This is a genomic window from Gracilibacillus halotolerans, assembly GCF_014206945.1.
In the GTDB taxonomy this organism is placed as follows: Bacteria; Bacillota; Bacilli; order Bacillales; family Amphibacillaceae; genus Gracilibacillus; species Gracilibacillus halotolerans.
In genome coordinates this window covers 20,668-43,567 of record NZ_JACHON010000019.1, presented here as the reverse complement: position 1 = coordinate 43,567, position 22,900 = coordinate 20,668, and the positions used below count along the sequence as shown (strand labels likewise).

Genomic DNA, 22,900 nt, shown 5'->3' with positions numbered 1-22,900 from the left:
AACTAAAGACAATCGACTTCCTTATATTATATATCCAATGAGTTTGCTAATTATCCCCACCATAAACTTCAGGTTTTAATACACCTATATATGGTAAGTTTCGGAACTTTTCTTGGTAATCTAACCCATATCCGACAACAAACTCATTTGGAACAGAAAAACCTGTAATGTCCGCTTTAATATCAACTGTTCTACCTTCAGGCTTATCTAATAATGTAACAATTTTAATGGAATTAGCTTTACGATATTTAAATAGATCTACCAAATAACTTAGTGTAAGACCACTGTCAATAATGTCCTCAATAATGATGACGTCTCTTCCTTCTACCTTCGTGTCTAAGTCTTTCACTATTTTCACTTCTCCTGAAGAGCGCATTTCGTTTCCGTAACTTGACACATCCATAAAGTCCATTTCTACATGGATGTCCATTTTACGAAGAACGTCAGACATAAAAGGGAGTGCACCTTTAAGCACACCAACAGCAAGTGGGAATTTCCCCTCATATTCCTTACTCAATTGCTCTCCAATTTCTTGACATTTTTGTTGAATATCCTCTTCTGTAATTAATGTCTTCTCTATTTCGTTATGCATCATGATGCCTCCTGTTTCCCTATTCCTGATATGTAAGTAAGATATATTGCTCTGTTTGTTGCCCTGTACTGATATCCGCTTTCCTTAAGCCGATAACCCATAAGATTTGATCATTTTCATCAACCAATAATGGCCAATTGTCACGCTTGAAAGTGGGTATCTTCTCATTTATAAACAAATCTTTTAGCTTTTGGTGACCATTTAATCCTCTTATCGCCATACGATCTCCAGCTTTTCTTCCTCTAATCGAGAGCTCTCCTTCTATAAAAGGGATGAGCATTTGATGAGAAGCTTCGTCTATACAATCTGTCACAATCTCTGTTTTTATTTTTGCCCCATTATCTAACTCTGTAACCCCTGGTACCTGTATCTTCTTACTAGATAAAGCAAGTTTATCATCGTCTCTAAACGCAAAAGTAACACTTTCATAATGTTTTCTTACTTCTAAACCACTTGGGAAATGGAGCTTAGCATTACTCTTTGTTTGGTGGAGAAGTGAAAAGAAGTCGTCCTCATGCTGAACGGTAATAACATTAGGAGCTGTTGTGTATAGATAGTTTAATATTAGATGAAAGGCTCTCCTTTGTAAAGCAATCGCATACTCCTGAAAGGATGGGATATGTAATGTTACCGAACGAGGCTTTGTACTTTTATGTACACTGGCCTCTACTAGTTTATACGCTTCATTCTGTAAAAATTCCTCATCTTCCTGTAGTCTCTCTGTTAAGGATTGCACAAGATGGTGGGCAACCTGATTCCTCTCCTTAATAGATGGGAGTATTTGATGACGGAAAAAGTTCCTTTCATAATCGATCGAAAGATTAGAAGGATCCTCTCTCGGCACTATCTCTAATTCATGGCAAAATTGATATATTTCGTCTTTACTTAAACAAAGTAATGGCCGAATAATGGAACCGGATGAGAAGGGACGCTTTACTGGAATACCTTGAAAGGAGGATGGTCTACCGAAATGCGTTAATCGCATGAGCATCGTCTCCAACTGATCATCACCATGATGACCAAGCGCTAAATAATGATAGCCATCTTTTTGCATCATCTCCTGCCAAATTTCGTAACGAAGTTTCCTTGCTGCTATTTGTGTGCTTTCTTGTTCCTGTCGCATTCGATCCTTCACGTTTACTCGTTTAATTGTACATGGGATTTGAAGCTTTGCACAAAGGCTTTGCACAAAAAGAGCATCCCTTCTCGATTCTTCACCTCGCAACTGATGATCTACTGTTACAACATGGAGTTTAAGAGCTAACTTCTCTGACAAAAAAGCCATATAATGAAGTAAGAGAAGAGAATCGGCCCCGCCAGAGACAGCTACTAGTACTTTAGAATGGCTGCGTATTAACTGATGCCTCTCTATAAATGGCCAAACCTTTTCATTTAGACGGTGTACTATCATTCGCTGCACCTCAAGCTTTTTATTTACTTTTATTTTACCATATCTCCGCACACTTTCCTTCGATAAAGAATAGCTATAAACTTTGTTTTTATCTGTTATGAAATGAATGAAAAACGGTTGTCTAAATTATAATAGGAAAAGCCATACAAAGAACAATCCACTAGAAAAAAAGATAATACTAGCTTCCGTAATGGGATAAATTTCTCCTTGTTGAGAATTTTGACGTTGCCTCGATACTTGGCCAGTATGAGCTACCCCGCCTGAGTCATGACTTTTTTGATAAGCGTCTAGTAAATAAGTTCGGACTTCAGAAGCTGTGCTCATTTTTCCTTGGATGAGATACAAAACGAGCTTTCGTAATGCGTCGTTTTTTATCGCTGTATTTGCTTTTTGGTGTAACAATCGTGCAGGTGAACTAGTCTTTTCAAACCCTGAAGGATAAAAAATGCGTAACACAACCATCGCTAATGCAAATAAATCATAGCGCGGCTCCGCTTTCCGATCCCCACATTCCCAATAAGCACGGTCATAAAATTCCGTATATTCCTTAATCGCTCTTCCTTGAAGTGTAGTACCTCCCACGTCTACCCATCTTAGACGAATAGGGTTGCGTGTAACAAGTAGATTCTCCATCTTTAAATCGCCAAACACATACCCTTTTTGGTGTAACTCCTCCAAGTCTCTCGTTAACCCGACTAGTAGGGAAAACAACCACTCTTTACCGTTTCTTTGAATAAATTCATGTAGCGATACACCTTCCACATATTCCATAACATAAAAAGGATATGCATGCCCATCTTTTGAAACGAAGTCATCTACATCTATTAAAGAAGGTCCAAGGCGTTTACCTTGAACCGACTGAAATGATTTTAATACATTTACCTCAGAGGAAATGGAGCTCATTTGGCTGCTTACCTTTAGCGCTACCTTTCTACCATCTGACACACATAAATATACCGTCCCAACCGCTCCGCTACCTAATTCTCGGATTATTTGATAGGATTTTTTATGCCATTTCCCTTGAATTATTTGCCCCCTACGAAACTTAATTTCCAGCTTCTTCGATGCTTGGGTCATCATTCCGCCATAATCTCCTTTTTAGTGTTTTCTTTCCGAATTGATACATTGCTTCTTTTAGCGCTGGACCTGTCGGTGTCACTCCTCCAGTCGCAATTTTTGAGAAAACAGAGGAAATCGATGAAAGCTGTTCGGTCCAATCTACTAATAGATGAATCGGCTTCCGTTTCCCTGGAAATTGATAAATGCTGAACCGATTTCTACCGATACGTGCATTCATACTAATAGATAAATCTATTAATGCTTCCTGGACAGTTGGTAACTTATTGGTCATACTAGCACTTGTATCTACCAAAACTAGAACCTCTAAGTCACACGTTTCCCCTAACTCATCTACTACCTCCATTACTTCACCACGTTGATCTGGTGGCAATTCCTCAATGGATTGGGAATTACCAAGAATTTGCTTCAATTCCTTGTTGACTACTCCTTGAAGTGTTTGTGTCATTGCTTGCTTTGTTACGGTTTGTACCGTTTGAGAGAGTGCCTGCTGATAAACAATTTGACTCACGCCTTGCCCAGAACTTGCTATCTCTTCCACTTCCATTAAGCCTTCTGGTTGTTCACTCTGCGTATCTTCTAAAATACCAATAACATTTACAGTAATTCCTTGTTCTGCTAACATCGTGGCGACATGTGCAGGATGTTCTCCCTGATTGGAACACCCGTCTGTAATGAGTAAAACTTGCTTCAACGTTCCCGTTCTCATATTGATTCCTCCCATAAGACCTGAATTTGGTACCATTGTCGCCATAGGGAGGAAAAATTATACTTCTCTAATAAAAATACTAGTATTCAAACATCTCCTGAACGAAATAGAATCATAAAAAAACATCCTTCCATACTAGTAATTAACTGATCTCAGATTCTCCATAGGTTCGATAAGCAGGTATAGGCGCCCAATCCGGTTTATTCTCCTTTACTTGTGCGACGAGTACCGTCATATCATCTTCAATCTCTCCCGATTGGGAACGAATAACCTCCTCTAATAATAAATCCGCTATTTCTTGAGGATTCGTAGATTGTATCTCTACCATCTTACGTTTCAGCCACATATCGATATTGCCTATATGCTTTGGTCCTTCAAAGATTCCGTCACTCATCATTACAAGGATATCTCCTTCCTGTAGCTGCGCATTAACGACCTCCACATCGAATTCCTGAATGATCCCAATAGGTAAATTACTAGCTTCTACTTTTTCAACAAAGTTATTTCGCATAATAAAACTTGGAGTAGAGCCGACTTTCAAAAATTTAACGGATGCCTCATGTAAATCAATCATTGCCAAATCTAATGTTGCATAAATCTCTTCTTTCGTCCGTAAGGATAAAATAGAGTTAATGGATTTTATGGCAACGTGTTCATTTAAACCCGATTCAAGAATTTGTTGAAGCAAACGTAACGTTTCATTGCTTTCTTGGTAGGCACGTTTTCCATTCCCCATCCCATCGCTAATCGCAAGCGCAAATTTCCCTGCACCTAGCTCCATTGCTTTATAACTGTCACCAGATACAAGACCTCCGCCTTTTGCAGCATGAGCAACCCCTAAAGAAACGGTATATTTTCTAGCAGAACCAAAAGCAAAGTAACTACTACCTCTAGCAACTGGTGATATTTCTGTTGTTACCACTTCAATCGATTCACTTAATATATCTGATAAAATAGGAGCAATTAATTTTTCAGCTTCCCCATGATATTGAACAAAAGGAATGACCATTTCAATATCGATGTTGCCTTGCTCTAAACTATAAATATCAAGCTTTTCTAGCTCGATTCCGACATGCCTTAGCGCCGCAATTATTTCAATTTCCTGTTGCTCGTGGTTTTCCTTCTCCTTCACAATTTCTTTAGCAAAATTATTCATGACATCCGATACACCTTTTAATTGATCTGCAACAAATAACCTACTTTCCAACACTTGCTTCTTTAGTTGTTGATTAGCTTGGAAAAAGGATAGTTCTTGCTTCATCACATCGATAACCTTGCTCGATTGGATACAATGATTCTCAAATTTCCTTTGCAATATATGATTTAGTTTTCCATTCGCTTCTAACTCATCCTTCACTTCACCCATCAATTCATACGTAGTATCAAATTGCTTTACCCAGCAAGCTTCTTTAAGAAAGCATGTCTGACATGATTTCTCTGTCACATTGCTTAAATAATAATCCCTTTCTATATCTTGCTCATCTATAGCATTTGAGTCGATTTGAAAACTTTTAGATAGCGCCTGGAATACATTTGAGAAACGCTCTACCTGGTGAGCGGTTACATCACGCACCTTCTTTAAATACTGCTCCTGTTCACGCGAGTGCTCTACTGTACCAGGAATATATCTTGCTACATTCCGAATCCATTTATCTGGAGTTACCAAAAATAATAATATGGCAAGACCACTTTCGATTAATGCATGTGTCATTTGCATAATATCACTTGCATATAAACTAATAAGTAATGTCCCTATTACAAGACCAAGGCTAACGGTAAGCTTTTTTCCTTCCTTCAATAGGCCACCTAGCAAACCTGAAAATGCAAGTAAACTCATTTGATAAATATTGGTTAGATTCGCTAGACTCAAAATAAGACCTGCGACAACACCTACTGTTGAACCAATAGCTGCTCCACCGATATAAGACAGGATTAATACGAAGTATCTAGCAAAAACTTGTTCGGTTTGGGCATCGTAAAATTGTATTCCAACGAGCCCTGTTAAAATAGAGGCAATTAAAATGATGAAACAAATAATCTCTTCGTTTTTTAATGCGGGTTTGTATCTTTTTGGTGATAATAATGGAATGCTTTGCATAAAAATAAGAAACAAGATACTTGCTAGAATTCCTTCTACTCCCGCAATCAACCATTCTATGTACGTTATTTGTACCGTCATAGCGAATACAGCTAACTTTGCTACTGATGCTGAGATAGCAACTATAAATGGAAGTATTTTTTCTAACTGTGGCAATTGATGAACGAACATACAGATACATAGAAATAGCAATAACGCTAACATGATAGAACCACTGTGGCTGATAGGGAATGTTAAGGCGCCAGCAATAGAACTTATAATCACACCTAGTGTCTTGTCCTTACGGAGGAACCATATAGAAGCAACAAATGCCATAACAAATGGCGACAAGGTATCCATAATCACTGCGCGACCTAGCAAAAAGCCAATGACCCATAAAAGGACACCTTTCTCGATTAAATAGTAAGATATCTTTTGTTGAAGCTTCTTTTTCCATTCCTGCAACCAGCTGTTCTCCTGTGCTAGGATTGTCTTCGCTTTATTTTCCGTCATTGTATTCATCTCTACCATCTCCTCTTGCAACCTATTAAAACATAATAGAGTTTCATTTTTTGTCAAAACAAGAGGACAAGCGTTCCAAAAAGTTCGACTAATTCTGGCTAGGTTAGGATAAAATTTAAACCTAATCGTTTTGCTGGATAAAAAAGCGGTACAATTACCGATGTTTATTAGGAGAACTTGGCATAAATTGTTGGGAAATATTCGTATATAAAGATTTATCGCCAATTCACGCATGATAATAGAAATGTATTGACAGAATAGACGAGCTATTGTATGATATTCCTTGTGTCGTTTAAGTCACATAATAGTTTGGCGGTGTAGCTCAGCTGGCTAGAGCGTACGGTTCATACCCGTAAGGTCGTGGGTTCGATTCCCTCCGCCGCTATATAAAAAGCGTAAGCACCTTTTGCCACAGAGTAAGACCTCGAGTGGGTAGGCTGCTTGCGCCAGACAATGAGAAAAGGATTACCGTGTTCTAATGCGGTAATCCTTTTTTACATTTAGCTATTCTTATGTTATAGAAAAAAAGCTACCCAACTATTCAGTAAGTTACTGAAATTGGATAGCTCTTCAACCATGATCTATAAATAAATCCAAAAGCGAACATTTACTTTGCTTTCTTAATAGACAGCAAGTTAATTAGCCTCTTCTCGCTCCTCTTCCGCCGCGTTTAGACTCTGTATGCTTCTTTAATGAAGCCAAACGGTCTTCAGAATCTTTCAAGAAACGGTTCATTTTTTGTTCAAATGATTCCGGTCTTGGTGCGCGGTTATTTCTTTGTCCTTTTCGTGGAGAAGATGAAGATGAAGATGAAGCTGGTTGATCTTTGGCCTTCTTAATCGATAGACCTATCTTTCCATCATTCTCGACATTAAGAACTTTAACTGTTACCTCATCACCAACAGATAAATGATTATTAATGTCCTTTACATAATTATCGGCAACTTCACTAATATGAACCAAACCTGTTTTGCCACCTGGTAACTCGACAAACGCTCCAAAATTAGTGATTCCTGTTACCTTACCCTGCAACTTGCTGCCTACTTCAATTGACATAAAAAAAATGCTCCTCCTTAAAATTATAGAAAAAATATACTTCCTTATATATTATAGCCAAGCAGCTAAAATGGTGTCAATAAGATGCCTCTTCTTCTGCAGTCTTAAACACAATCTCGCCTTCTTCTGTGAAGAAGTAATCTGTTTTGGCAATTTGTAATAAATATTCCTCATCTTGAAGAAGTTCAATCTCATTTTCTAATAATTTTTCTTCTTTCTCCAATTTCGCTAACTCTGTTGTCTTTTGCTCATACTCTTGCTGCATATCCGTAAGTCTAGTACGTTGGTCCACATGAAAAGCAACCAACAAAAAGAGGGCAGTAAACGCAATGATGCCAAACAGAGTAAGTCTTCTATATAATTTTTTACGTCGTCGTTTTTGTCTCTTTACTTGTGCATCGTGTTGTTCGATATAAGCTTCATTAATTCGTGCTACATTGCGTCGCTTGGCCATCTCTACTGCCTCCTTAATATCCTTAAGTTTCGTCCTTCTTCCATATTCTTTGTATAAAGTGATAAAAGGACTGTACAAAATGCTTTACTTGCTTAGGTAATAACCGATAAAACAATGTAATAATCATCATGATCGGCCATAATAGTATTCTAATGACCAACATAATGAGTTGAACGATTTTTCGTACACAAAACCATACGAACAAGACTATCCCTATGATTGGCTTAATTACGATTAGTTGCACGGTCTTTAACAACAGACGAATAACTCGTGAACCAATATCAATGACTCTATCTAATACTCGTTTATACCACCATGCAAATAAGCTTTGGTACATAGCATAGCCTAAAAGTAGGGCTAACAATACATAAATACGAATAACACCTTCATTTACTAAGAATAACACAAGATAGGCTATAATAGCTTGTGTTAACCAAAATAAAATTTCGACCGTGTATCGAAAGAGACCAACAGATAACCATAGTCGCTCAAATCGACGTAATGTTTCATGGCTTGTCCCTAAAAACACTCCAGTGCCGACCATGGATAGGATGGTAAGAAATTGGGTCGATAATGTCATTTAAACAGCTTGCTAAATAAGCCTTTAGCCTTCTCCCCATGCTGTTCATCCAAATAGGAAAACTCATAAATCTTTCCCTTAATCGACACATGGCCGGCTTCCACATCCAAATTCTTCATCTGTAAATTTTCTCCGCGTATGACAAGGTATCCCATGACGGTTTGTAGCAAAAATTCCTCGCTATCAAAACTATCCACTTCTTTTACCCCATCAATCTCTAAAAGGCGCCTATTCGTCATTTTTACATGGTGGTCCATCTGCGGTGCAGCGATTGGTTTTTTATCGTAGTAATTCATTTCGTTCCCTCCTTTTATCCATCACTAATATATGAATAAAAGGACAAGTTTAGAACAATGGAACCCTATGCCTTCATAAATTCTTCTTTTTCAATGGAATACAAGCTTGCTGCCTCTTCCTTCTTCACTGTCTCTCTTAACGATTCAATTCGTATCGTCAAAAGCTTTTGACCAAATTGAATCTTTAACTGATCACCGACTGCAATATTTGTAGAGGCCTTCGCAATATTCCCATTTACTTCAATTCTACCTTGATCAGCTACTTCTTTTGCTAATGTTCTTCTTTTAATTAATCGGGAAACTTTCAAAAATTTATCAAGTCTCATATACTTTCCCTTCTTTATTCCTTTATTTCAAGTCCTTTTGCTTCTTCCCAGAATTGATCCAATTCAGAGAGTGTAAAACTCTCCCATGGTTGCTTAGATTGTTGAACACATTTCTCTACATAACGGAACCGATTCTTAAATTTATGAATGGTCCGAACGAGAGCGGTTTCTGGATTAATTTTATAATATCTTGCAACATTCATCATTGCAAATAGTATATCTCCAAATTCCTTTTCTTTTTCCTCATGATTTTCTTGATTTACAGCTTCTTTAAATTCTTGAAGCTCTTCCGCTACTTTTTCCATCATCGGTTCGATTTCCTTCCAATCAAACCCTACCTTCGCTGCTTTTTTCTGCACTTCCTCTGCTAACAAAGTCGCTGGCAATCCTTCTGTTAAGCTATCTAATATGGAAGTGGCCTTTTCTTCCGCGTTTTCTTGTCTCTTTATTTGTTCCCACGTTTTAGATAGCTCTTCTTCATCCCTCACTACAGCGTCTCCAAAAACATGTGGATGACGTCGGATCATTTTTTCTGAAAGGTGACGGATAACATCGTCAATCGAGAAATATCCATTATCCTCCCCAATTTGACTGTGTAGCATTACTTGTAATAATACATCTCCAAGTTCCTCTGCAATCGCATCGTCATCTTCTCTATCAATCGCTTCTAACACTTCATAGGTTTCCTCAATTAAATATTTTTTTAAGGAAGCATGTGTTTGTTTACGATCCCACGGACATCCATTTGGTCCTCTTAGTGTAGCAATGATTTCTTTTAGTTGATAAAATTGATGATTCAATAGCTCGGAAGGAACTTTCGGTATATATACACTAGTTAGATTACTAAGCGATGTCTGACGATCAAGTTCTTCTAGTGAAACTTCCAATATGTTTTCGTCTCTACTACCAGCTGCCTGTATAATAGATATTCGATAATCAGCTGGTAAATCCTCTAATAAAGCTAATTTTACTTCAGAAGCTATCATTTGATCGTATACTTGGCAGAAGATAATAGGCTGGCTGTATTCCAATTCATAGCGATCAAAGCTAGTAGCATCTACTAATTGAAAGCCTTCAATCGGATCGACCTGCACAGCTGTAAATAAATCATCTAAAAAACTCTGTCCACCTACAATCTCAATGTCTATCGCCTCTTCTTGTAACAGTAGCTGAACGGTTTTTTCAGCAATCATTGGATGGCCAGGTACAGCGTAGCGAATATGTTGGTGTAAGGCTGCCTCTTCTTTTAAAGTCTGTACGATTTCTTCATATACCTCTTCAAAGCGATCATGCTTCTCATAGATAGCGTCAAACGAACGATATTCTATGTCTTCTTGCTCAACAAGCTCATATAAAACAGGGTGCTCCATTGTTCGGACAAATAACGGTCTCTCTTTGTTTTGTAATTTCCGATAGATTCCAAGTGGCAGTTGTTCAATGTCTCCTCCACCTAGCCCGATGATTTCTATTAACGGTTTCTGCATATTATCTTTCCTTTCCCTTACCAATTACTTGTTTCATATCTTCCTTAGATAGGACGTTCCATTTATAAAGAGATAAGCCGTATAGGAAGGCTCCGATTCCTACATTTATCATTACATAGAGAAACAATAAGAAGCGATTATCAATATAAGCAGTGATATCCATCCACTTTAACAAAAGTAAAAAAGTGATCATAATGATAACAGAAAATAGTACGCTCACCCATTTTAAAGAGAAGCGTATAGGTCGCTCCCCGGGAAGAAGTCGATATACTAAATAAAACAACCACATGACAATAAGAAATAATGTTAGGACGGTTGCGAGTGCATTTCCCGTCGTAGCAAGATATGGGGTTAGCCAATAATTTAACATCACCTTTAACCAAAGACCTACAAAAAATATTATCGCTATCATTTTTCGATACCCGAATCCTTGCAACACTTGTGCCAAGACGATAATGACTGGGCTAAATAGTAAGGAAAGAGATAACATTCTTAGTGGAGTAACTCCTTGTCTGTCTTGGAATAATAATTCATTAATCTCTGGCATAAGGACAATTAGACCAGCGGTAGCTCCGATTGAAATATACAGACAATAATGAATGGCTCGCTTAATCGTTTGAATGGTTTTGGTTCGTTCTTTTAAGAGATGATGCGTCGTAAGAGATGGAACTAGTGCAATAACGATGGAGGAACCTGTGATTGTCACAAGCTGAAGCAATGGTTGCCCCCTATCTACTATTCCTTTTAATTCCATTGCTTCCGAAAGGCTTATCCCCATCTTCAGTAGTCCAGGAACTACTGTAAAAGCATCCGCCATTTGCAAAAGCAATAGTAACATATGATTCAAGCTAATAATTAGTCCACTACCAATTATCGAAGAAGTAATTTGTCTATATGTAATGGTGCTAGTAGTATCATTTCCTTTTGCTATTATTATTTCTCTTCGATTTAATAATAAGAAAAATGCCGCTAGCAATAATCCAATCATACTACCTAGAGCTGCTCCTAGTCCTATAGAGGATAAATTCAACGCACCATACCAAATAAGAGTAGCTGTAATAATAATAATTGTTGCTCTACCAATCTGTTCAATGACTTGTGATCCTGCAAAATATTTAAATCGTTCGTTTACTTGAAACAACCCTCGAAGTAATGCAGTAATCGGAACGAACAGAAAAACCCACACAGATTGCCTCATAACGGTCGTTAATGTCTCATCCTTCATCCAATTACTGAATACAGGACTCAACCAATAAAGTAACCCAAGGATAATAAAAGAGAACGTAACTAAAACAGTGAGAATTTTCCAATGTAGTAGTCTGTTTTGCTGCTCTCTCGGATGTTCTGCATAAAATTGGGTGATAGCGGAAGGAAAGCCATATAAAGCTAGTATCGTCGCTGTTCCTAATAACGGATATATTTGTTGATATATGTAAAAACCGGTATCACCCGTTAAATTTTGTAACGGTACGCGGTAAAATGCACTAATAACTTTGCCGAGTAGCCCGGCAATAAATAGTAACCATACTCCGTTCCATACTTTATTTGTACTCAATGTCTACGAAAGCCTCTTTTCTTTTGATTCGAAACCATTATAGCATAGACATATTAGAGAATACCTATCCGAATAGCATATGCGCAGAGCTAGACATTAGGAAATGCGCAGGAGCCGAACATGAAACCATCTAAACTTTATACTATCCTGTCTTATAAAAAGTAAAATCCCGGCAAACGCATCGCCAGGATAAAAGTTTTTTTCATATGATTTGTTAAAATATTTCACTCTACTCCATTTGCTTTGCTAAGAAGGTAGAAGCCGTTTGGCAAGCCTTTTGCTCTACTTCACCAAACGCTCGCTTCTCACGGGACAATAAAATAATCGAGCCTATTGGATCTCCCCCCGCGATAATTGGTTGTATGTGGAACGCCTCTAATTCTTCTTCTCGGTTATCTACCATCTCAATCGTCGTCGTTGATGTTTCAGTTACAGGCTGACGCTCATCCATTAGTTTATCAATATAACTAGAGATATTTTTCCCTAGGAACTCTTTTTTTGATTCTCCTGCTATAGCTATAAACTCATCTCGATCGCTAATAAGTACAGATACCCCTAAGGAATCATATAAAGCTTCTGCATACTCAGATGAAAAATCACTTAATTCAGTCATTGGTGAATACTTCTTGAGAATAACCTCACCATCTCGATCTACAAATATTTCTAATGGATCCCCTTCACGAATTCTAAGTGTTCTTCTAATTTCCTTTGGAATTACTACTCTTCCTAGGTCATCAATTCGTCTTACTATTCCTGTTGCTTTCATCTGTAAAAACCTCTCTTTCTAAATATAAAAACCATGATGTTCATTTCCTCTCAACTCTTGTGCTGTACAGTTAGTATGATAAATATGGCTGGAAACTATACCTCTTTTCCCAAAATAGCGTCCTAACTGTTAAGTTTTCCTCTCATGGCAAATTTACTTAACGATAAAGAACCGTATTGAAAAATGCCTAACTTGCTTTAAAATGGAGTTAAAGATTAGAAAATGGAGGAAATCACTTTGTTTTTTAAGGAAGATAAAAATCATGATAAAGAGAGTATTCATACTGCACTATTTACCGTTTTTTTCTTTTGGGGAATTGCTTTACTTAGCCTAAGTACATTGGAGTTATTCAACATTCAACTAAACATCAGTTATCTTACACTACTTTTAGCAGGATTATTGGTCTTTTTTTCAAGTGAGTTAATTGCCCGATATTTAAGAAAAAGTAAATCATAACAATAGAAAATACCGAACTAGAGATTAATCCAGTTCGGTATTGTGCATTTAAAAAGAGGTTATACCATTTCCATACGGCCCATTTTCTGTAATGACTCTAAAAATTCCTCCAAAATCTCGTAACGCCTTTTTTCTTGCTCTTTGTTTAATCGGAAGGATACTTTTAACTTATCTCCTTCTGCGCTCACTTGCAGCATGCGGCCATATTGGTTCGCTAAATCAAACAATTTAGCTCCATCTATTTCTTTCGTTCTTTCCTCTTCTATAACTAAATCGATTCTTGCCTTTCTTTCCGTCACTGTTTCAATACGTTCTCTCTTCGCAATCATTTTTAATACTGAAACTTGGAAAAGATTTTCTACCTCTGTTGGATATTCACCAAAGCGGTCGATTAACTCATCTCGTAAATCATGTACATCTTCTTGACTATCTAAGCCACGAAATCTCTTATATATTTCTATTTTTTGTTTCTCGTCTTTTAAATAATCATCTGGTATATAGGCATCTATCTTCAAATCTAAATTAACCTCGAATGGTTGAATGTCTTCTACCTTTTTACCCTGCTTTCTAGCATCTACTGCTTCTTTTAGCATCTGCGAATACATATCAAAACCAACAGAATCAATGAAGCCATGTTGTTCTGCACCTAACAGATTTCCCGCTCCTCTAATCGATAGGTCACGCATTGCAATTTTGAAGCCGGAGCCTAACTCTGTAAATTCTTTGATCGCTTGAAGCCTTTTCTCCGATACTTCAGATAGTATTTTATCTTTTTGATACGTGAAGTAAGCGTAGGCAACACGATTCGATCGTCCTACTCTTCCTCTCAACTGATAAAGCTGGCTTAATCCCATTCGATCCGCATCGTATACAATTAACGTATTTACATTAGGGATATCAACACCTGTTTCAATGATCGTCGTACTAACTAGCACATCGGCTTCTCCTTCTAAGAAGGCTATCATCACATTTTCTAGTTCTGCTTCGTTCATTTGGCCGTGTGCTACCATTACTCGTGCATCTTCCACCAACGCTTGAATGTCTTGAGCAATTCTTTCTATCGATTCTACTCGATTATAGAGGAAGAAAACCTGACCATTTCGAGACATTTCCCTTTGGATTGCTTCTCGCACTAAAGCAGGACTATACTCCATGACATATGTCTGAATAGGAAAACGATTCTCAGGCGGTGTTTCAATGACAGATAAATCCCGTACTCCTAACATCGACATGTGCAACGTTCGTGGAATAGGTGTTGCTGTTAATGTAAGTACGTCTACATTTGTTTTCAGCTTTTTAATTTTTTCTTTATGTTTCACCCCAAAACGTTGCTCTTCGTCTACTATTAATAAACCTAAGTCGCGATATTCCACGTCTTTTGATAATAATCGGTGTGTTCCGATTACAATATCAACCGTACCATTCTTTAATCCCTTTAATGTCTCTGTTTGCTGCTTTTTCGTGCGGAAACGACTTAACACTCCTACTTCAATCGGATAGTCTTGGAACCTCTCTATGACGGTTTCATAGTGTTGTTGTGCCAAAATAGTCGTTGGTACCAGAAATGCTACCTGTTTTCCATCCGCTATCGCTTTAAAAGCAGCTCGAATCGCTACTTCGGTCTTCCCGTAACCTACGTCACCACATAGCAATCGATCCATTGGCTTCGTACTTTCCATATCTTCCTTTATTTCTTGTAAGCATCTTAACTGGTCATCGGTTTCTTGATATGGAAACGCTGCTTCAAATTCACGCTGTATTTCTAAGTCTTCTGAAAAGGCATAGCCTCTCGACGCTTCTCTGTCTGCATATAACTTCATTAAGTCATCTGCAATATCCTCCACTTTAGACTGAACTTTACTCTTAACCTTTTTCCAATCACTACCGCCAAGTCGGTATAATTTAGGTTCCTTTCCTTCTGAACCTACATACTTTTGGACAAGGTCAATCTGATCAATCGGTACAAATAGCTTATCGTCCCCTGAATACTTAATCAGCATGAAATCCTTGTGTAAACCGTTAATAGCCACGGTTTCTATCCCAATATATCGGCCAATCCCGTGATTAGCATGTACAACATAGTCACCAACCTGTAACTCTTGATAGCTTTTTATTCGTTCAGCATTGGATATTTTCTGCTTTCGTTTGCGACGTGGTGTACGTTGTTTAAATAGTTCGCTTTCGGTAATAACAGCGATACGATGCAGGGGCATCTCAAAGCCACCGGACACATTACTTGTAATAATGGACGGTGTTTTAAATGGAAGAGCAGGTAATTGATCAGTAACCACTGCTTCCATATCGTAATCATTTAACACGGATTGAATCTTTTCACTTCTCTTTTTATCTGGTGCCATGATTAATACAGAATAATTTGCTTTTTTCCACCGTTTCATTTCGTTCTGAAGCAAATGCATTTGACCATGGAATTGTTGCATGGCACGGCAGGATACATTCACAATGTTCGCTGGGTTTGTGTTAGGTACATGGCGTAAAAAGACAGATAAATAAACTTTTGGAACGTTCATTTTTTGCCATACACTGTGCCAATCAAAAGATAGTGAAAGGTTATTTGTTGCGCTATTACGTTCCAACTGATCTTTCAGCCATTCCTGTTCCTCTTCATCTAAATGCTGTGCCGTTTCTTGTATTCTGCTTAATTCATCCATAATGATTAGACCATCTGGCGGGAGATAGTCCATCAAACTAGCTGGTTGGTCATATAAAAACTGTACATACTTCCTCATTTCCTGGAAGCGCTCGCATTGTTGTAATCTTTCGATATCTGGTTGTAGACTTTCTAACAATAATTGCTTATCTTCTTTTTTCTTAATCCTCTTTAAGCTTTCTTTAATCGAATTTTCTAGTCGCTGAGCAGCTGCAGCTAAATCACTTTCCTTTACTAACCATTCTGTAGCTGGTCTTATAGCCACTTTTTGTAATTCTTCTAAGGAACGCTGTGTCTCACCGTCAAAGTATCGAATAGAATCAACTTCATCATCAAATAATTCAATCCGGATTGGATTCGCTTCAGTTATCGGATAAATGTCAATAATTCCACCACGAATACTAAATTCACCTGGAGCAGTGGTCATCTCCATACGTTCATAACCCATCTCTACTAGCAAGGATATAAATTGATCGATTTCTATTATGTCACCATGTTGGATAAATTTTTCATACTCTTCCCAATAAGCTTGAGGTGGTAACATTCTTTTCAGTGCTGCTACAGGAGCAATAAGAATACCTGCTTCACTTTGTATCCAATTGAGCAATGCATCGATACGCTGACTCATTAGCTCTGGACTAGCAAACGCAAGCTCTGAGGAAAGAAGTTCATTTACTGGGTATAGAAAAACCTCATTTTCAAGATGAAATTCCACAAGGTCATCGTACAATAGTTGAGCTTGAGACAATTGATGCGTTACGATAATCGTCTTCTTCCTTACTGTTTCGTTTAAGAGTGAAGCAAGCATCGCTCTTGCTGATCCGGATAATCCAGCAACAAGCTGTTCGGTAATTCCGGAACCGATGCCTTCCATGACGGATTGAATATCGTCACTCTTACGCAAATATTCTTTTAATGCTTGCATTTCCTTCCCCCTATATTAAGAAAAGCGCAGGCGCCTTGTTCACCCCCGACAAGCGTAAGTAAGGCTTGATGCGGCAATCTTAGCCACAGAACCGCATGACTTAAGACCTTGAGGCGGTAGGCGCTAGAGCTAGATAATTTTCAAATTTTATCATCTTTTATCTTCTAATTAATTTAGCTACGTTCTTAGGGAATCACCTAAATCGTTCCCTAAACTTTCACTTCATCGAATTGGTAATCTACTACTAGCTTGATAAACTCCCAATCACATTAAACGATACAAGTTTTATGATAGCTTATACCTTTTTATCCACGTAGAAAAATGCTTTGGATTGATAACCCAAAGCTCTACCTTCTATAACAACTTAGTATTAATGAATAATATGATTACTAGCAAAGTAATCTGGATGTTCTTCTAGTAAAGTTTGACATGTCTCACAAATAGACGTAATTTTCACCGGCTCATTTGAACCTGCTAATAGTATATTCTGCCGTTCATCTTCTGTCATATAATGCCAGCCTAACTTATCTAAGTCAATTGAATCGGATTGAATTCTTCCCAGCTCTGTTTTACAATGTTTGCATTCATAAAATAGGTTCATTCTTCTCTTCCTCCAGTGTATTCCTTCATTTGAAAAGTATTCCCGTTCCAACACGGATTTATACACTTTTAGAGAGAAGCCCTACATCAATTGTATTTGTTCATAACATGGTCAAAAGAATTACTTGCCCATTCTTCGATCGCATCTGCAGCTTTTTGGATGGCTGGATCTATCAGCTTTCTTTCCTCTTTAGAGAATTTCCCTAGCACATAATCAATAACGGGCATCTGTGTATCTGGTCTACCTATACCTATTCTAATTCGATTAAACTGCTTCGTATCCAGATGGCTAATTAATGAACGAATACCATTATGGCCACCATGACCACCTGTTTGTCGTAATTTTACTTTACCAAGGGGAAGATCGAGGTCATCATATACAATAGCTATATCTGAAGGCTCTAATTGATAGAAGTCCATAAGTGGTCGAATACATTCACCAGATAGGTTCATAAACGTTTGTGGTTGAACAATAATCATTTTTTCATAATGAACTAATTCTTCTGTGTAAAGACCATTAAATTTTCGCTTAGATAATGACCAACCATTTCTACTTAGTAATTCATCTATCACTAGGAATCCTATATTATGTCTTGTGTTCGCATATTTCTTCCCTGGATTTCCAAGCCCAGCAATAACTTTCATAAGTCCGCAACTTCCTTTACATTTCATTTTCGTTCCATATTCATGACAGAAGACGCAACATAACCTGTTGCGTCTTGTTTAGTATATTCAACTATAATAGATCATTTATCGAGCGGCTTACGCTTCTTCTTTTTTCTCATTAATTACTTCTGGCTCTGCAGTTTCACTATCTTCTGCTGGCTCGTCAGATACTTCGTCTGGAACTAGTATCGTAGCGATAGCTGTCGTTTCTTCTTCTACTATTTCATAGTTACTAGCTGCTTTTATATCAGAAACTAGGATACTTTCACCGATATTTAGGTTAGAAACATCCACATTAATTTGTTCAGGAATTTCATTTGGCTTTGCACGAACGAGTAGTTCATAAAGTGGTTGCTGTAATACTCCACCTTCTTTTACGCCAATAGCGTCTCCTTCTAGAACAATAGAAACATTTACTTCTAATTCTTCCGACATGTCAACTGCTAAAAAGTCTGCATGAATCAAATCTCCTCTAATAGGATCTATTTGGTATTCGTGCAACATGACATTGTAAGATTCACCATCTATATTTAAAGATATAATCGCATTTCGGCCTTCGTCACGAACGGTTTTTATAAGTTCTATTTCGTTCACCGCTATAGTAATGGGCTCTATATTATAGCCGTATAAAACAGCAGGAATTTCCCCTTTACTTCTTAATAATTTCGTTTGTGATTTTTGTAAGTCCTCTCTTGCCTGAACCTCTAATGCTATAGACACAATCCATCATCCTCCGATAAAAAATATTTTATATACTATATTTCCCTCTTGAACATGATGCTAAACGTGATGTACTTACTTAATCAAATAAAACACTAACAGACTGGCGTTCATGAACGCGGATAATCGCCTCGCTAATTAATGGCGCGACAGATAGCTGAACAACTTTGTCGATTTTCTTTTCTTCTTGCAACGGGATGCTATTTGTAACAACCAATTCTTTAATTTTAGAATTCTGAATTCTTTCCATTGCTGGGCCTGACAACACGGGGTGTGTACAACAAGCATAAACTTCTTTCGCTCCATTTTCAATTAAAGCATTCGCACCGAGTGTAATCGTTCCAGCAGTATCAATAATATCGTCTATTAAAATCGCAGTTCTTCCTTCAATATTACCTACGATATTCATTACCTCAGCAACATTCGGACGTGGTCTACGCTTATCTATTATTGCAATAGGTGCTTTTAGACGATCCGCTAAATTTCTTGCTCTTGTTACCCCTCCATGATCTGGAGAAACTACTACCACATCGTCCAAGTTCTTCTCCTTCCAATACTTGGAGAGAATTGGAACACCAACCAATTGATCAACAGGTATATCGAAGAAACCTTGAATTTGTGGAGCATGTAAGTCTAATGTGATCACTCTTGTAGAACCAGCAGTTTGTAGCAAATCAGATATTAATTTTGCGGTGATTGGTTCACGCGCTCGAGCTTTTCGATCTTGTCTCGCATAACCATAGTATGGCATGACTACATTGATGGATCGAGCTGAAGCCCGCTTTAACGCATCAATCATGATAAGTAATTCCATTAAATGTTGGTTTCCTGGTTCACAGGTTGACTGGATAACATATACGTCACAGCCACGGATACTTTCCTCAATATTAATTTGTATTTCCCCATCACTAAATTTGGTAACCGAGCTTTTTCCTAATTCAACTCCAATGTTGGCCGCAATCTCCTTAGCTAGCTCCGGATTCGAATTAAGTGTAAAGACTTTTAATTTGGAATCCTTGTAGGACATGTTCTGAATACCTCCATTTGATTACTTCTTGTATTTTTCTGCATAGTTTTCTTTGTTGACTTGCTTTGCTCGGCCAATAGACAGGGCATTACTAGGAACGTCCTCATGAATCGTTGATCCTGCCGCAACAAATGATCCTTTACCTACTACTACAGGGGCAATAAGATTGGAGTTACAGCCGATAAAAGCATCATCCTCAATTACTGTTTTAAATTTATTCTTCCCGTCATAGTTAACAGTAATTGTTCCACAACCGACATTCACTCCGCTACCAATTTCCGCGTCTCCAATATAACTTAAATGAGACACCTTACTCTTATTATCTATCTTAGACTTTTTAATTTCAACAAAGTTACCTATTTTAACATCATTACCGATCTCTGCGGATGGGCGAATATGTGCAAATGGACCAATTTGGACTCGTTCGCCAATATGACTTTCAGAAGCAACACTTTGACGTACCACAGAGTCTTTTCCTATGTGGCAATGAGTAATCTCAGAATTCGGTCCTATATGCGCTCCTTCTTCGATTGTCGTGTTACCATTGATGATACAACCCGGCTCTATGACTACGTCTGTACCTATTGTAACATCAACACCAATATACGTGTTCTGTGGATCGATAATCGTTACTCCATTTCGCATATGCTCTATATTGATACGCTTTTTCATTAGGGCTTCTGCCTCTGATAAAGCAACACGGTCATTTACGCCAATAGTTTCAGAAAAGTCATCTGTTTGAAAAGCAGTAACTTTTTTATTCTCTTGTTTCGTAATTTCAATCACATCTGGTAAATAATATTCACCTTGTGCGTTGTCATTTGATACATTTTTTAATGCTTGAAATAGCCATTCGTTATCAAAACAATATGTACCAGTATTGATTTCTTGAATTCTCAACTCATCTTCATTTGCATCTTTATGCTCGACAATTTTTTCTACTTCTTTATTTGCATTTCGAACAATTCTACCATATCCTGTTGCATCAGCTGCCAATGCAGTTAAGATCGTTACCGCCGCATTTTCTTTCTCATGATGTGAAATAAGTGCTTGTAGTGTTTCAGCCTTAAGCAGTGGCGTATCCCCACAAACAACAATTGTCGTACCCTTTTTTCCTTCCAGAAATTCCGCAGCTTGTTGCACTGCATGGCCAGTACCTAGCTGTTCTTTCTGTAAAACAAATTGTGATTGCTCACCTAATTCCTGTTGTACTTGCTCTGCTCCGAAACCGACAACAGTAATAATTTGACTAAGTTCAAGCTGCTTTATTTGATCGACAACATGCTGTACCATTGATTTTCCTAGCACAGGATGAAGCATTTTATGTATTTTAGATCGCATTCTTGTTCCTTTTCCTGCTGCAAGTACGACCGCAAATCGATTGGACATAGTAGAACCCTCCGCTTCCTTTATTATCATGATTTACGTACCTATAAAATATACGCGAATCGTTTTAATTGTAAGATAATTTTGCTAAACATTATACTTATTGTTGTGTCCAACAATATCCCATTATTGAATATATATGAAAATGCCATGTTTTTCAATTCATAGATATAGTCTATTCTACATTGAAAATGCTTTAACATGCTAGTTATGGACGAATATATCTAGGGAAGGATTACTATGTAGGGGGAAGTTACACAAACTTTCAACATTCAATCAAAAGAAAAAACCTAATCTTTTCGATTAGGTTTTTAAGAAGCACCAGCTTCTTCATATTCGGTTTCTTCACTTCCAACACGTTCGTACTCAGCAAGTACTGCGTCTTGGATTTTAGATCTTGTACCAGAATTAATCGGGTGTGCAATATCTCTAAATTCCCCATCCGGTGTACGTTTAGATGGCATTGCTACAAACATGCCATTATTCCCATCAATCACACGAATATCGTGTACAACAAATTCATCATCCAAAGTGATGGACGCGATTGCTCGCATTCTACCATCGGTGTTCACGCGGCGTAATCTCACATCAGTAACTTCCATTTATGTTTCACCACCTTTTTTGTAATAAAAATAACTCTTTATACTTAATAAGTTCTACATCCATTTAAAATATCCTGCTTATTTTTAGAAATTTTTATCTTTTTTTAAATTTTTCTGTTTAATCGTTGAAATAATTCCCTTTTACTACTTCTATTTTCCCATTTGCGGCGTCCACATTTTTTATTTGTAATAAAGAAACATATTGGTCTACAACTCGATCTTCTTCTTCATCCTCCGCTTCTGCAAGGACTCCGATAGCTTTTACATTGGCTTGGAATTCCTCTAACAGACTCTTCATTCCATTTATCGTTCCACCAGCCTTCATAAAATCATCAATAATGCAGACATTTTCTCCTTCTTTTATACTACGCTTTGACAATACCATAGTTTGAATTTTCTTAGAGGAACCTGACACATAATTGATACTTACTGTGGAGCCTTCTGTTACCTTTGGATCACGTCGAACGATAATAACAGGGACATTTAAGAATGATGCAACCCCGTAGGCCAATGGAATACCCTTTGTTGCTACTGTAATAATAGAGTCTATTTCAAGATCTGCGAATTTCGATGCAAATAATCGTCCAATATTACGTACTGTTGCTGGATTTCCTAATACATCACTCATAAACAAATAGCCACCTGGAAGAATGCGACTAGGGTCTTCTAATTCTTTACACAAGTGGTCTATAAATTTGCTACTATATGTGTCATTGGTCTGCGGGATAAATTTAACTCCACCTGCAGCCCCTGATATAGATTGTAGGTAGCCTGTTCCATTCTGCTCGAACATTCTATGAATTATAGCTAAATCTTCGCTAATGGATGACTTTGCAGCTCCATACTTGTCAGAGAAATGGGGTAAGGAGATTAACTCCATCGGGTGTTCTATTAAAAAGCTTGTCATTGCAACTAACCGGTCACTTCTTTTCATTACTACACCTC

Annotated in this window: 22 protein-coding genes and 1 tRNA gene; 2 read left to right on the top strand and 21 right to left on the bottom strand. The window is 37.6% G+C overall.

The window, feature by feature from the left end; genetic code table 11:
• Window positions 1–46 precede the first annotated feature (46 nt).
• The 5 genes from hpt to spoIIE all read right to left on the bottom strand — a co-directional run bounded on the left by hpt (window position 47) and on the right by spoIIE (window position 6,388).
• Window positions 47–592 (bottom strand): hypoxanthine phosphoribosyltransferase, encoded by a 546-nt coding sequence (gene hpt, locus GGQ92_RS13800; protein WP_184250159.1) that lies wholly within the window; start codon window positions 590–592, stop codon window positions 47–49.
• A gap of 19 nt (window positions 593–611) precedes the next feature.
• A complete protein-coding gene (gene tilS / locus GGQ92_RS13795) occupies window positions 612–2,003 on the bottom strand; it encodes a tRNA lysidine(34) synthetase TilS (RefSeq protein WP_184250156.1) in 1,392 nt (463 codons plus the stop codon).
• A 126-nt stretch (window positions 2,004–2,129) separates the two neighbouring features.
• Window positions 2,130–3,083, bottom strand: a complete 954-nt coding sequence (locus tag GGQ92_RS13790; RefSeq protein ID WP_184250153.1) for a serine/threonine protein kinase — start codon at window positions 3,081–3,083, stop codon at window positions 2,130–2,132.
• Window positions 3,049–3,789 (bottom strand): VWA domain-containing protein, encoded by a 741-nt coding sequence (locus tag GGQ92_RS13785; RefSeq protein ID WP_184250150.1) that lies wholly within the window; start codon window positions 3,787–3,789, stop codon window positions 3,049–3,051. Before GGQ92_RS13785 ends, GGQ92_RS13790 begins: the two co-directional genes overlap by 35 nt.
• Before the next feature lie 142 nt (window positions 3,790–3,931).
• A complete protein-coding gene (gene spoIIE / locus GGQ92_RS13780; protein ID WP_184250147.1) occupies window positions 3,932–6,388 on the bottom strand; it encodes a stage II sporulation protein E in 2,457 nt (818 codons plus the stop codon).
• Window positions 6,389–6,699: 311 nt separating this feature from the next.
• Between spoIIE and GGQ92_RS13775 the strand changes: the two genes are divergently transcribed.
• Window positions 6,700–6,773: transfer RNA gene (locus GGQ92_RS13775), tRNA-Met, on the top strand.
• A gap of 254 nt (window positions 6,774–7,027) precedes the next feature.
• Here GGQ92_RS13775 and GGQ92_RS13770 read toward each other — a convergent pair.
• From GGQ92_RS13770 to spoVT, 8 genes are all read right to left on the bottom strand, one after another.
• Complete coding sequence (locus tag GGQ92_RS13770; protein ID WP_184250144.1) at window positions 7,028–7,444, bottom strand: S1 domain-containing RNA-binding protein; 417 nt, start codon at window positions 7,442–7,444, stop codon at window positions 7,028–7,030.
• Window positions 7,445–7,520: 76 nt separating this feature from the next.
• Window positions 7,521–7,898, bottom strand: coding sequence for a septum formation initiator family protein (locus GGQ92_RS13765; RefSeq protein ID WP_184250141.1), 378 nt, complete (start codon window positions 7,896–7,898; stop codon window positions 7,521–7,523).
• A 22-nt stretch (window positions 7,899–7,920) separates the two neighbouring features.
• Complete coding sequence (yabQ, locus tag GGQ92_RS13760) at window positions 7,921–8,478, bottom strand: spore cortex biosynthesis protein YabQ (RefSeq protein WP_184250138.1); 558 nt, start codon at window positions 8,476–8,478, stop codon at window positions 7,921–7,923.
• On the bottom strand, window positions 8,475–8,774 hold the full coding sequence (yabP, locus tag GGQ92_RS13755) for a sporulation protein YabP (protein WP_184250135.1): 300 nt from the start codon (window positions 8,772–8,774) through the stop codon (window positions 8,475–8,477). The genes yabQ and yabP overlap by 4 nt, the downstream gene beginning before the upstream one ends.
• Before the next feature lie 65 nt (window positions 8,775–8,839).
• The gene (locus GGQ92_RS13750; protein ID WP_184250132.1) at window positions 8,840–9,100 is read right to left on the bottom strand and encodes an RNA-binding S4 domain-containing protein; all 261 of its coding nucleotides are present in this window, start codon (window positions 9,098–9,100) and stop codon (window positions 8,840–8,842) included.
• A 14-nt stretch (window positions 9,101–9,114) separates the two neighbouring features.
• Complete coding sequence (gene yabN / locus GGQ92_RS13745) at window positions 9,115–10,584, bottom strand: bifunctional methyltransferase/pyrophosphohydrolase YabN (protein ID WP_184250130.1); 1,470 nt, start codon at window positions 10,582–10,584, stop codon at window positions 9,115–9,117.
• Window position 10,585: 1 nt separating this feature from the next.
• Complete coding sequence (locus GGQ92_RS13740; protein ID WP_184250128.1) at window positions 10,586–12,139, bottom strand: polysaccharide biosynthesis protein; 1,554 nt, start codon at window positions 12,137–12,139, stop codon at window positions 10,586–10,588.
• Between the two features lie 229 nt (window positions 12,140–12,368).
• On the bottom strand, window positions 12,369–12,905 hold the full coding sequence (spoVT, locus tag GGQ92_RS13735; protein WP_184250125.1) for a stage V sporulation protein T: 537 nt from the start codon (window positions 12,903–12,905) through the stop codon (window positions 12,369–12,371).
• A 237-nt stretch (window positions 12,906–13,142) separates the two neighbouring features.
• On the opposite strand from spoVT, the gene GGQ92_RS13730 reads away from it, so the two are divergent.
• The gene (locus GGQ92_RS13730; RefSeq protein WP_184250122.1) at window positions 13,143–13,361 is read left to right on the top strand and encodes a hypothetical protein; all 219 of its coding nucleotides are present in this window, start codon (window positions 13,143–13,145) and stop codon (window positions 13,359–13,361) included.
• A 59-nt stretch (window positions 13,362–13,420) separates the two neighbouring features.
• On the opposite strand, the gene mfd is transcribed toward GGQ92_RS13730, so the two are convergent.
• The 8 genes from mfd to purR form a co-directional block, all read right to left on the bottom strand.
• The gene (gene mfd / locus GGQ92_RS13725) at window positions 13,421–16,954 is read right to left on the bottom strand and encodes a transcription-repair coupling factor (protein WP_184250119.1); all 3,534 of its coding nucleotides are present in this window, start codon (window positions 16,952–16,954) and stop codon (window positions 13,421–13,423) included.
• Window positions 16,955–17,324: 370 nt separating this feature from the next.
• On the bottom strand, window positions 17,325–17,555 hold the full coding sequence (locus GGQ92_RS13720) for an anti-sigma-F factor Fin (protein WP_184250116.1): 231 nt from the start codon (window positions 17,553–17,555) through the stop codon (window positions 17,325–17,327).
• A gap of 86 nt (window positions 17,556–17,641) precedes the next feature.
• Window positions 17,642–18,199, bottom strand: coding sequence for an aminoacyl-tRNA hydrolase (gene pth / locus GGQ92_RS13715; protein WP_184250113.1), 558 nt, complete (start codon window positions 18,197–18,199; stop codon window positions 17,642–17,644).
• 117 nt (window positions 18,200–18,316) lie between these two features.
• Window positions 18,317–18,940 (bottom strand): 50S ribosomal protein L25/general stress protein Ctc, encoded by a 624-nt coding sequence (locus tag GGQ92_RS13710; RefSeq protein ID WP_184250110.1) that lies wholly within the window; start codon window positions 18,938–18,940, stop codon window positions 18,317–18,319.
• 79 nt (window positions 18,941–19,019) lie between these two features.
• Window positions 19,020–19,967 (bottom strand): ribose-phosphate diphosphokinase, encoded by a 948-nt coding sequence (locus GGQ92_RS13705; RefSeq protein WP_184250107.1) that lies wholly within the window; start codon window positions 19,965–19,967, stop codon window positions 19,020–19,022.
• A 21-nt stretch (window positions 19,968–19,988) separates the two neighbouring features.
• On the bottom strand, window positions 19,989–21,356 hold the full coding sequence (glmU, locus tag GGQ92_RS13700; RefSeq protein WP_184250105.1) for a bifunctional UDP-N-acetylglucosamine diphosphorylase/glucosamine-1-phosphate N-acetyltransferase GlmU: 1,368 nt from the start codon (window positions 21,354–21,356) through the stop codon (window positions 19,989–19,991).
• Window positions 21,357–21,664: 308 nt separating this feature from the next.
• Window positions 21,665–21,955 (bottom strand): septation regulator SpoVG, encoded by a 291-nt coding sequence (gene spoVG, locus GGQ92_RS13695; protein WP_184250102.1) that lies wholly within the window; start codon window positions 21,953–21,955, stop codon window positions 21,665–21,667.
• A gap of 118 nt (window positions 21,956–22,073) precedes the next feature.
• Window positions 22,074–22,889 carry a pur operon repressor gene (purR, locus tag GGQ92_RS13690; RefSeq protein WP_184250099.1) on the bottom strand — a complete coding sequence of 272 codons (816 nt, stop codon included), beginning with the start codon at window positions 22,887–22,889 and terminating at the stop codon, window positions 22,074–22,076.
• Window positions 22,890–22,900: the final 11 nt, after the last annotated feature.

What these genes read in the sequence shown, in the direction of transcription:
- GGQ92_RS13785 (WP_184250150.1), bottom strand. Translation starts at nt 3,789, where the DNA reads ATGAGAACGGGAACGTTGAAGCAAGTTTTACTCATTACAGACGGGTGT.
- GGQ92_RS13750 (WP_184250132.1), bottom strand. Translation starts at nt 9,100, where the DNA reads ATGAGACTTGATAAATTTTTGAAAGTTTCCCGATTAATTAAAAGAAGA.
- pth (WP_184250113.1), bottom strand. Translation starts at nt 18,199, where the DNA reads ATGAAAGTTATTGCTGGGCTTGGAAATCCAGGGAAGAAATATGCGAAC.
- glmU (WP_184250105.1), bottom strand. Translation starts at nt 21,356, where the DNA reads ATGTCCAATCGATTTGCGGTCGTACTTGCAGCAGGAAAAGGAACAAGA.
- GGQ92_RS13790 (WP_184250153.1), bottom strand. Translation starts at nt 3,083, where the DNA reads ATGATGACCCAAGCATCGAAGAAGCTGGAAATTAAGTTTCGTAGGGGG.
- GGQ92_RS13720 (WP_184250116.1), bottom strand. Translation starts at nt 17,555, where the DNA reads ATGAACCTATTTTATGAATGCAAACATTGTAAAACAGAGCTGGGAAGA.
- spoVG (WP_184250102.1), bottom strand. Translation starts at nt 21,955, where the DNA reads ATGGAAGTTACTGATGTGAGATTACGCCGCGTGAACACCGATGGTAGA.
- yabN (WP_184250130.1), bottom strand. Translation starts at nt 10,584, where the DNA reads ATGCAGAAACCGTTAATAGAAATCATCGGGCTAGGTGGAGGAGACATT.
- mfd (WP_184250119.1), bottom strand. Translation starts at nt 16,954, where the DNA reads ATGCAAGCATTAAAAGAATATTTGCGTAAGAGTGACGATATTCAATCC.
- spoVT (WP_184250125.1), bottom strand. Translation starts at nt 12,905, where the DNA reads ATGAAAGCAACAGGAATAGTAAGACGAATTGATGACCTAGGAAGAGTA.
- yabQ (WP_184250138.1), bottom strand. Translation starts at nt 8,478, where the DNA reads ATGACATTATCGACCCAATTTCTTACCATCCTATCCATGGTCGGCACT.
- yabP (WP_184250135.1), bottom strand. Translation starts at nt 8,774, where the DNA reads ATGAATTACTACGATAAAAAACCAATCGCTGCACCGCAGATGGACCAC.
- tilS (WP_184250156.1), bottom strand. Translation starts at nt 2,003, where the DNA reads ATGATAGTACACCGTCTAAATGAAAAGGTTTGGCCATTTATAGAGAGG.
- GGQ92_RS13705 (WP_184250107.1), bottom strand. Translation starts at nt 19,967, where the DNA reads ATGTCCTACAAGGATTCCAAATTAAAAGTCTTTACACTTAATTCGAAT.
- GGQ92_RS13765 (WP_184250141.1), bottom strand. Translation starts at nt 7,898, where the DNA reads ATGGCCAAGCGACGCAATGTAGCACGAATTAATGAAGCTTATATCGAA.
- GGQ92_RS13770 (WP_184250144.1), bottom strand. Translation starts at nt 7,444, where the DNA reads ATGTCAATTGAAGTAGGCAGCAAGTTGCAGGGTAAGGTAACAGGAATC.
- purR (WP_184250099.1), bottom strand. Translation starts at nt 22,889, where the DNA reads ATGAAAAGAAGTGACCGGTTAGTTGCAATGACAAGCTTTTTAATAGAA.
- spoIIE (WP_184250147.1), bottom strand. Translation starts at nt 6,388, where the DNA reads ATGAATACAATGACGGAAAATAAAGCGAAGACAATCCTAGCACAGGAG.
- hpt (WP_184250159.1), bottom strand. Translation starts at nt 592, where the DNA reads ATGCATAACGAAATAGAGAAGACATTAATTACAGAAGAGGATATTCAA.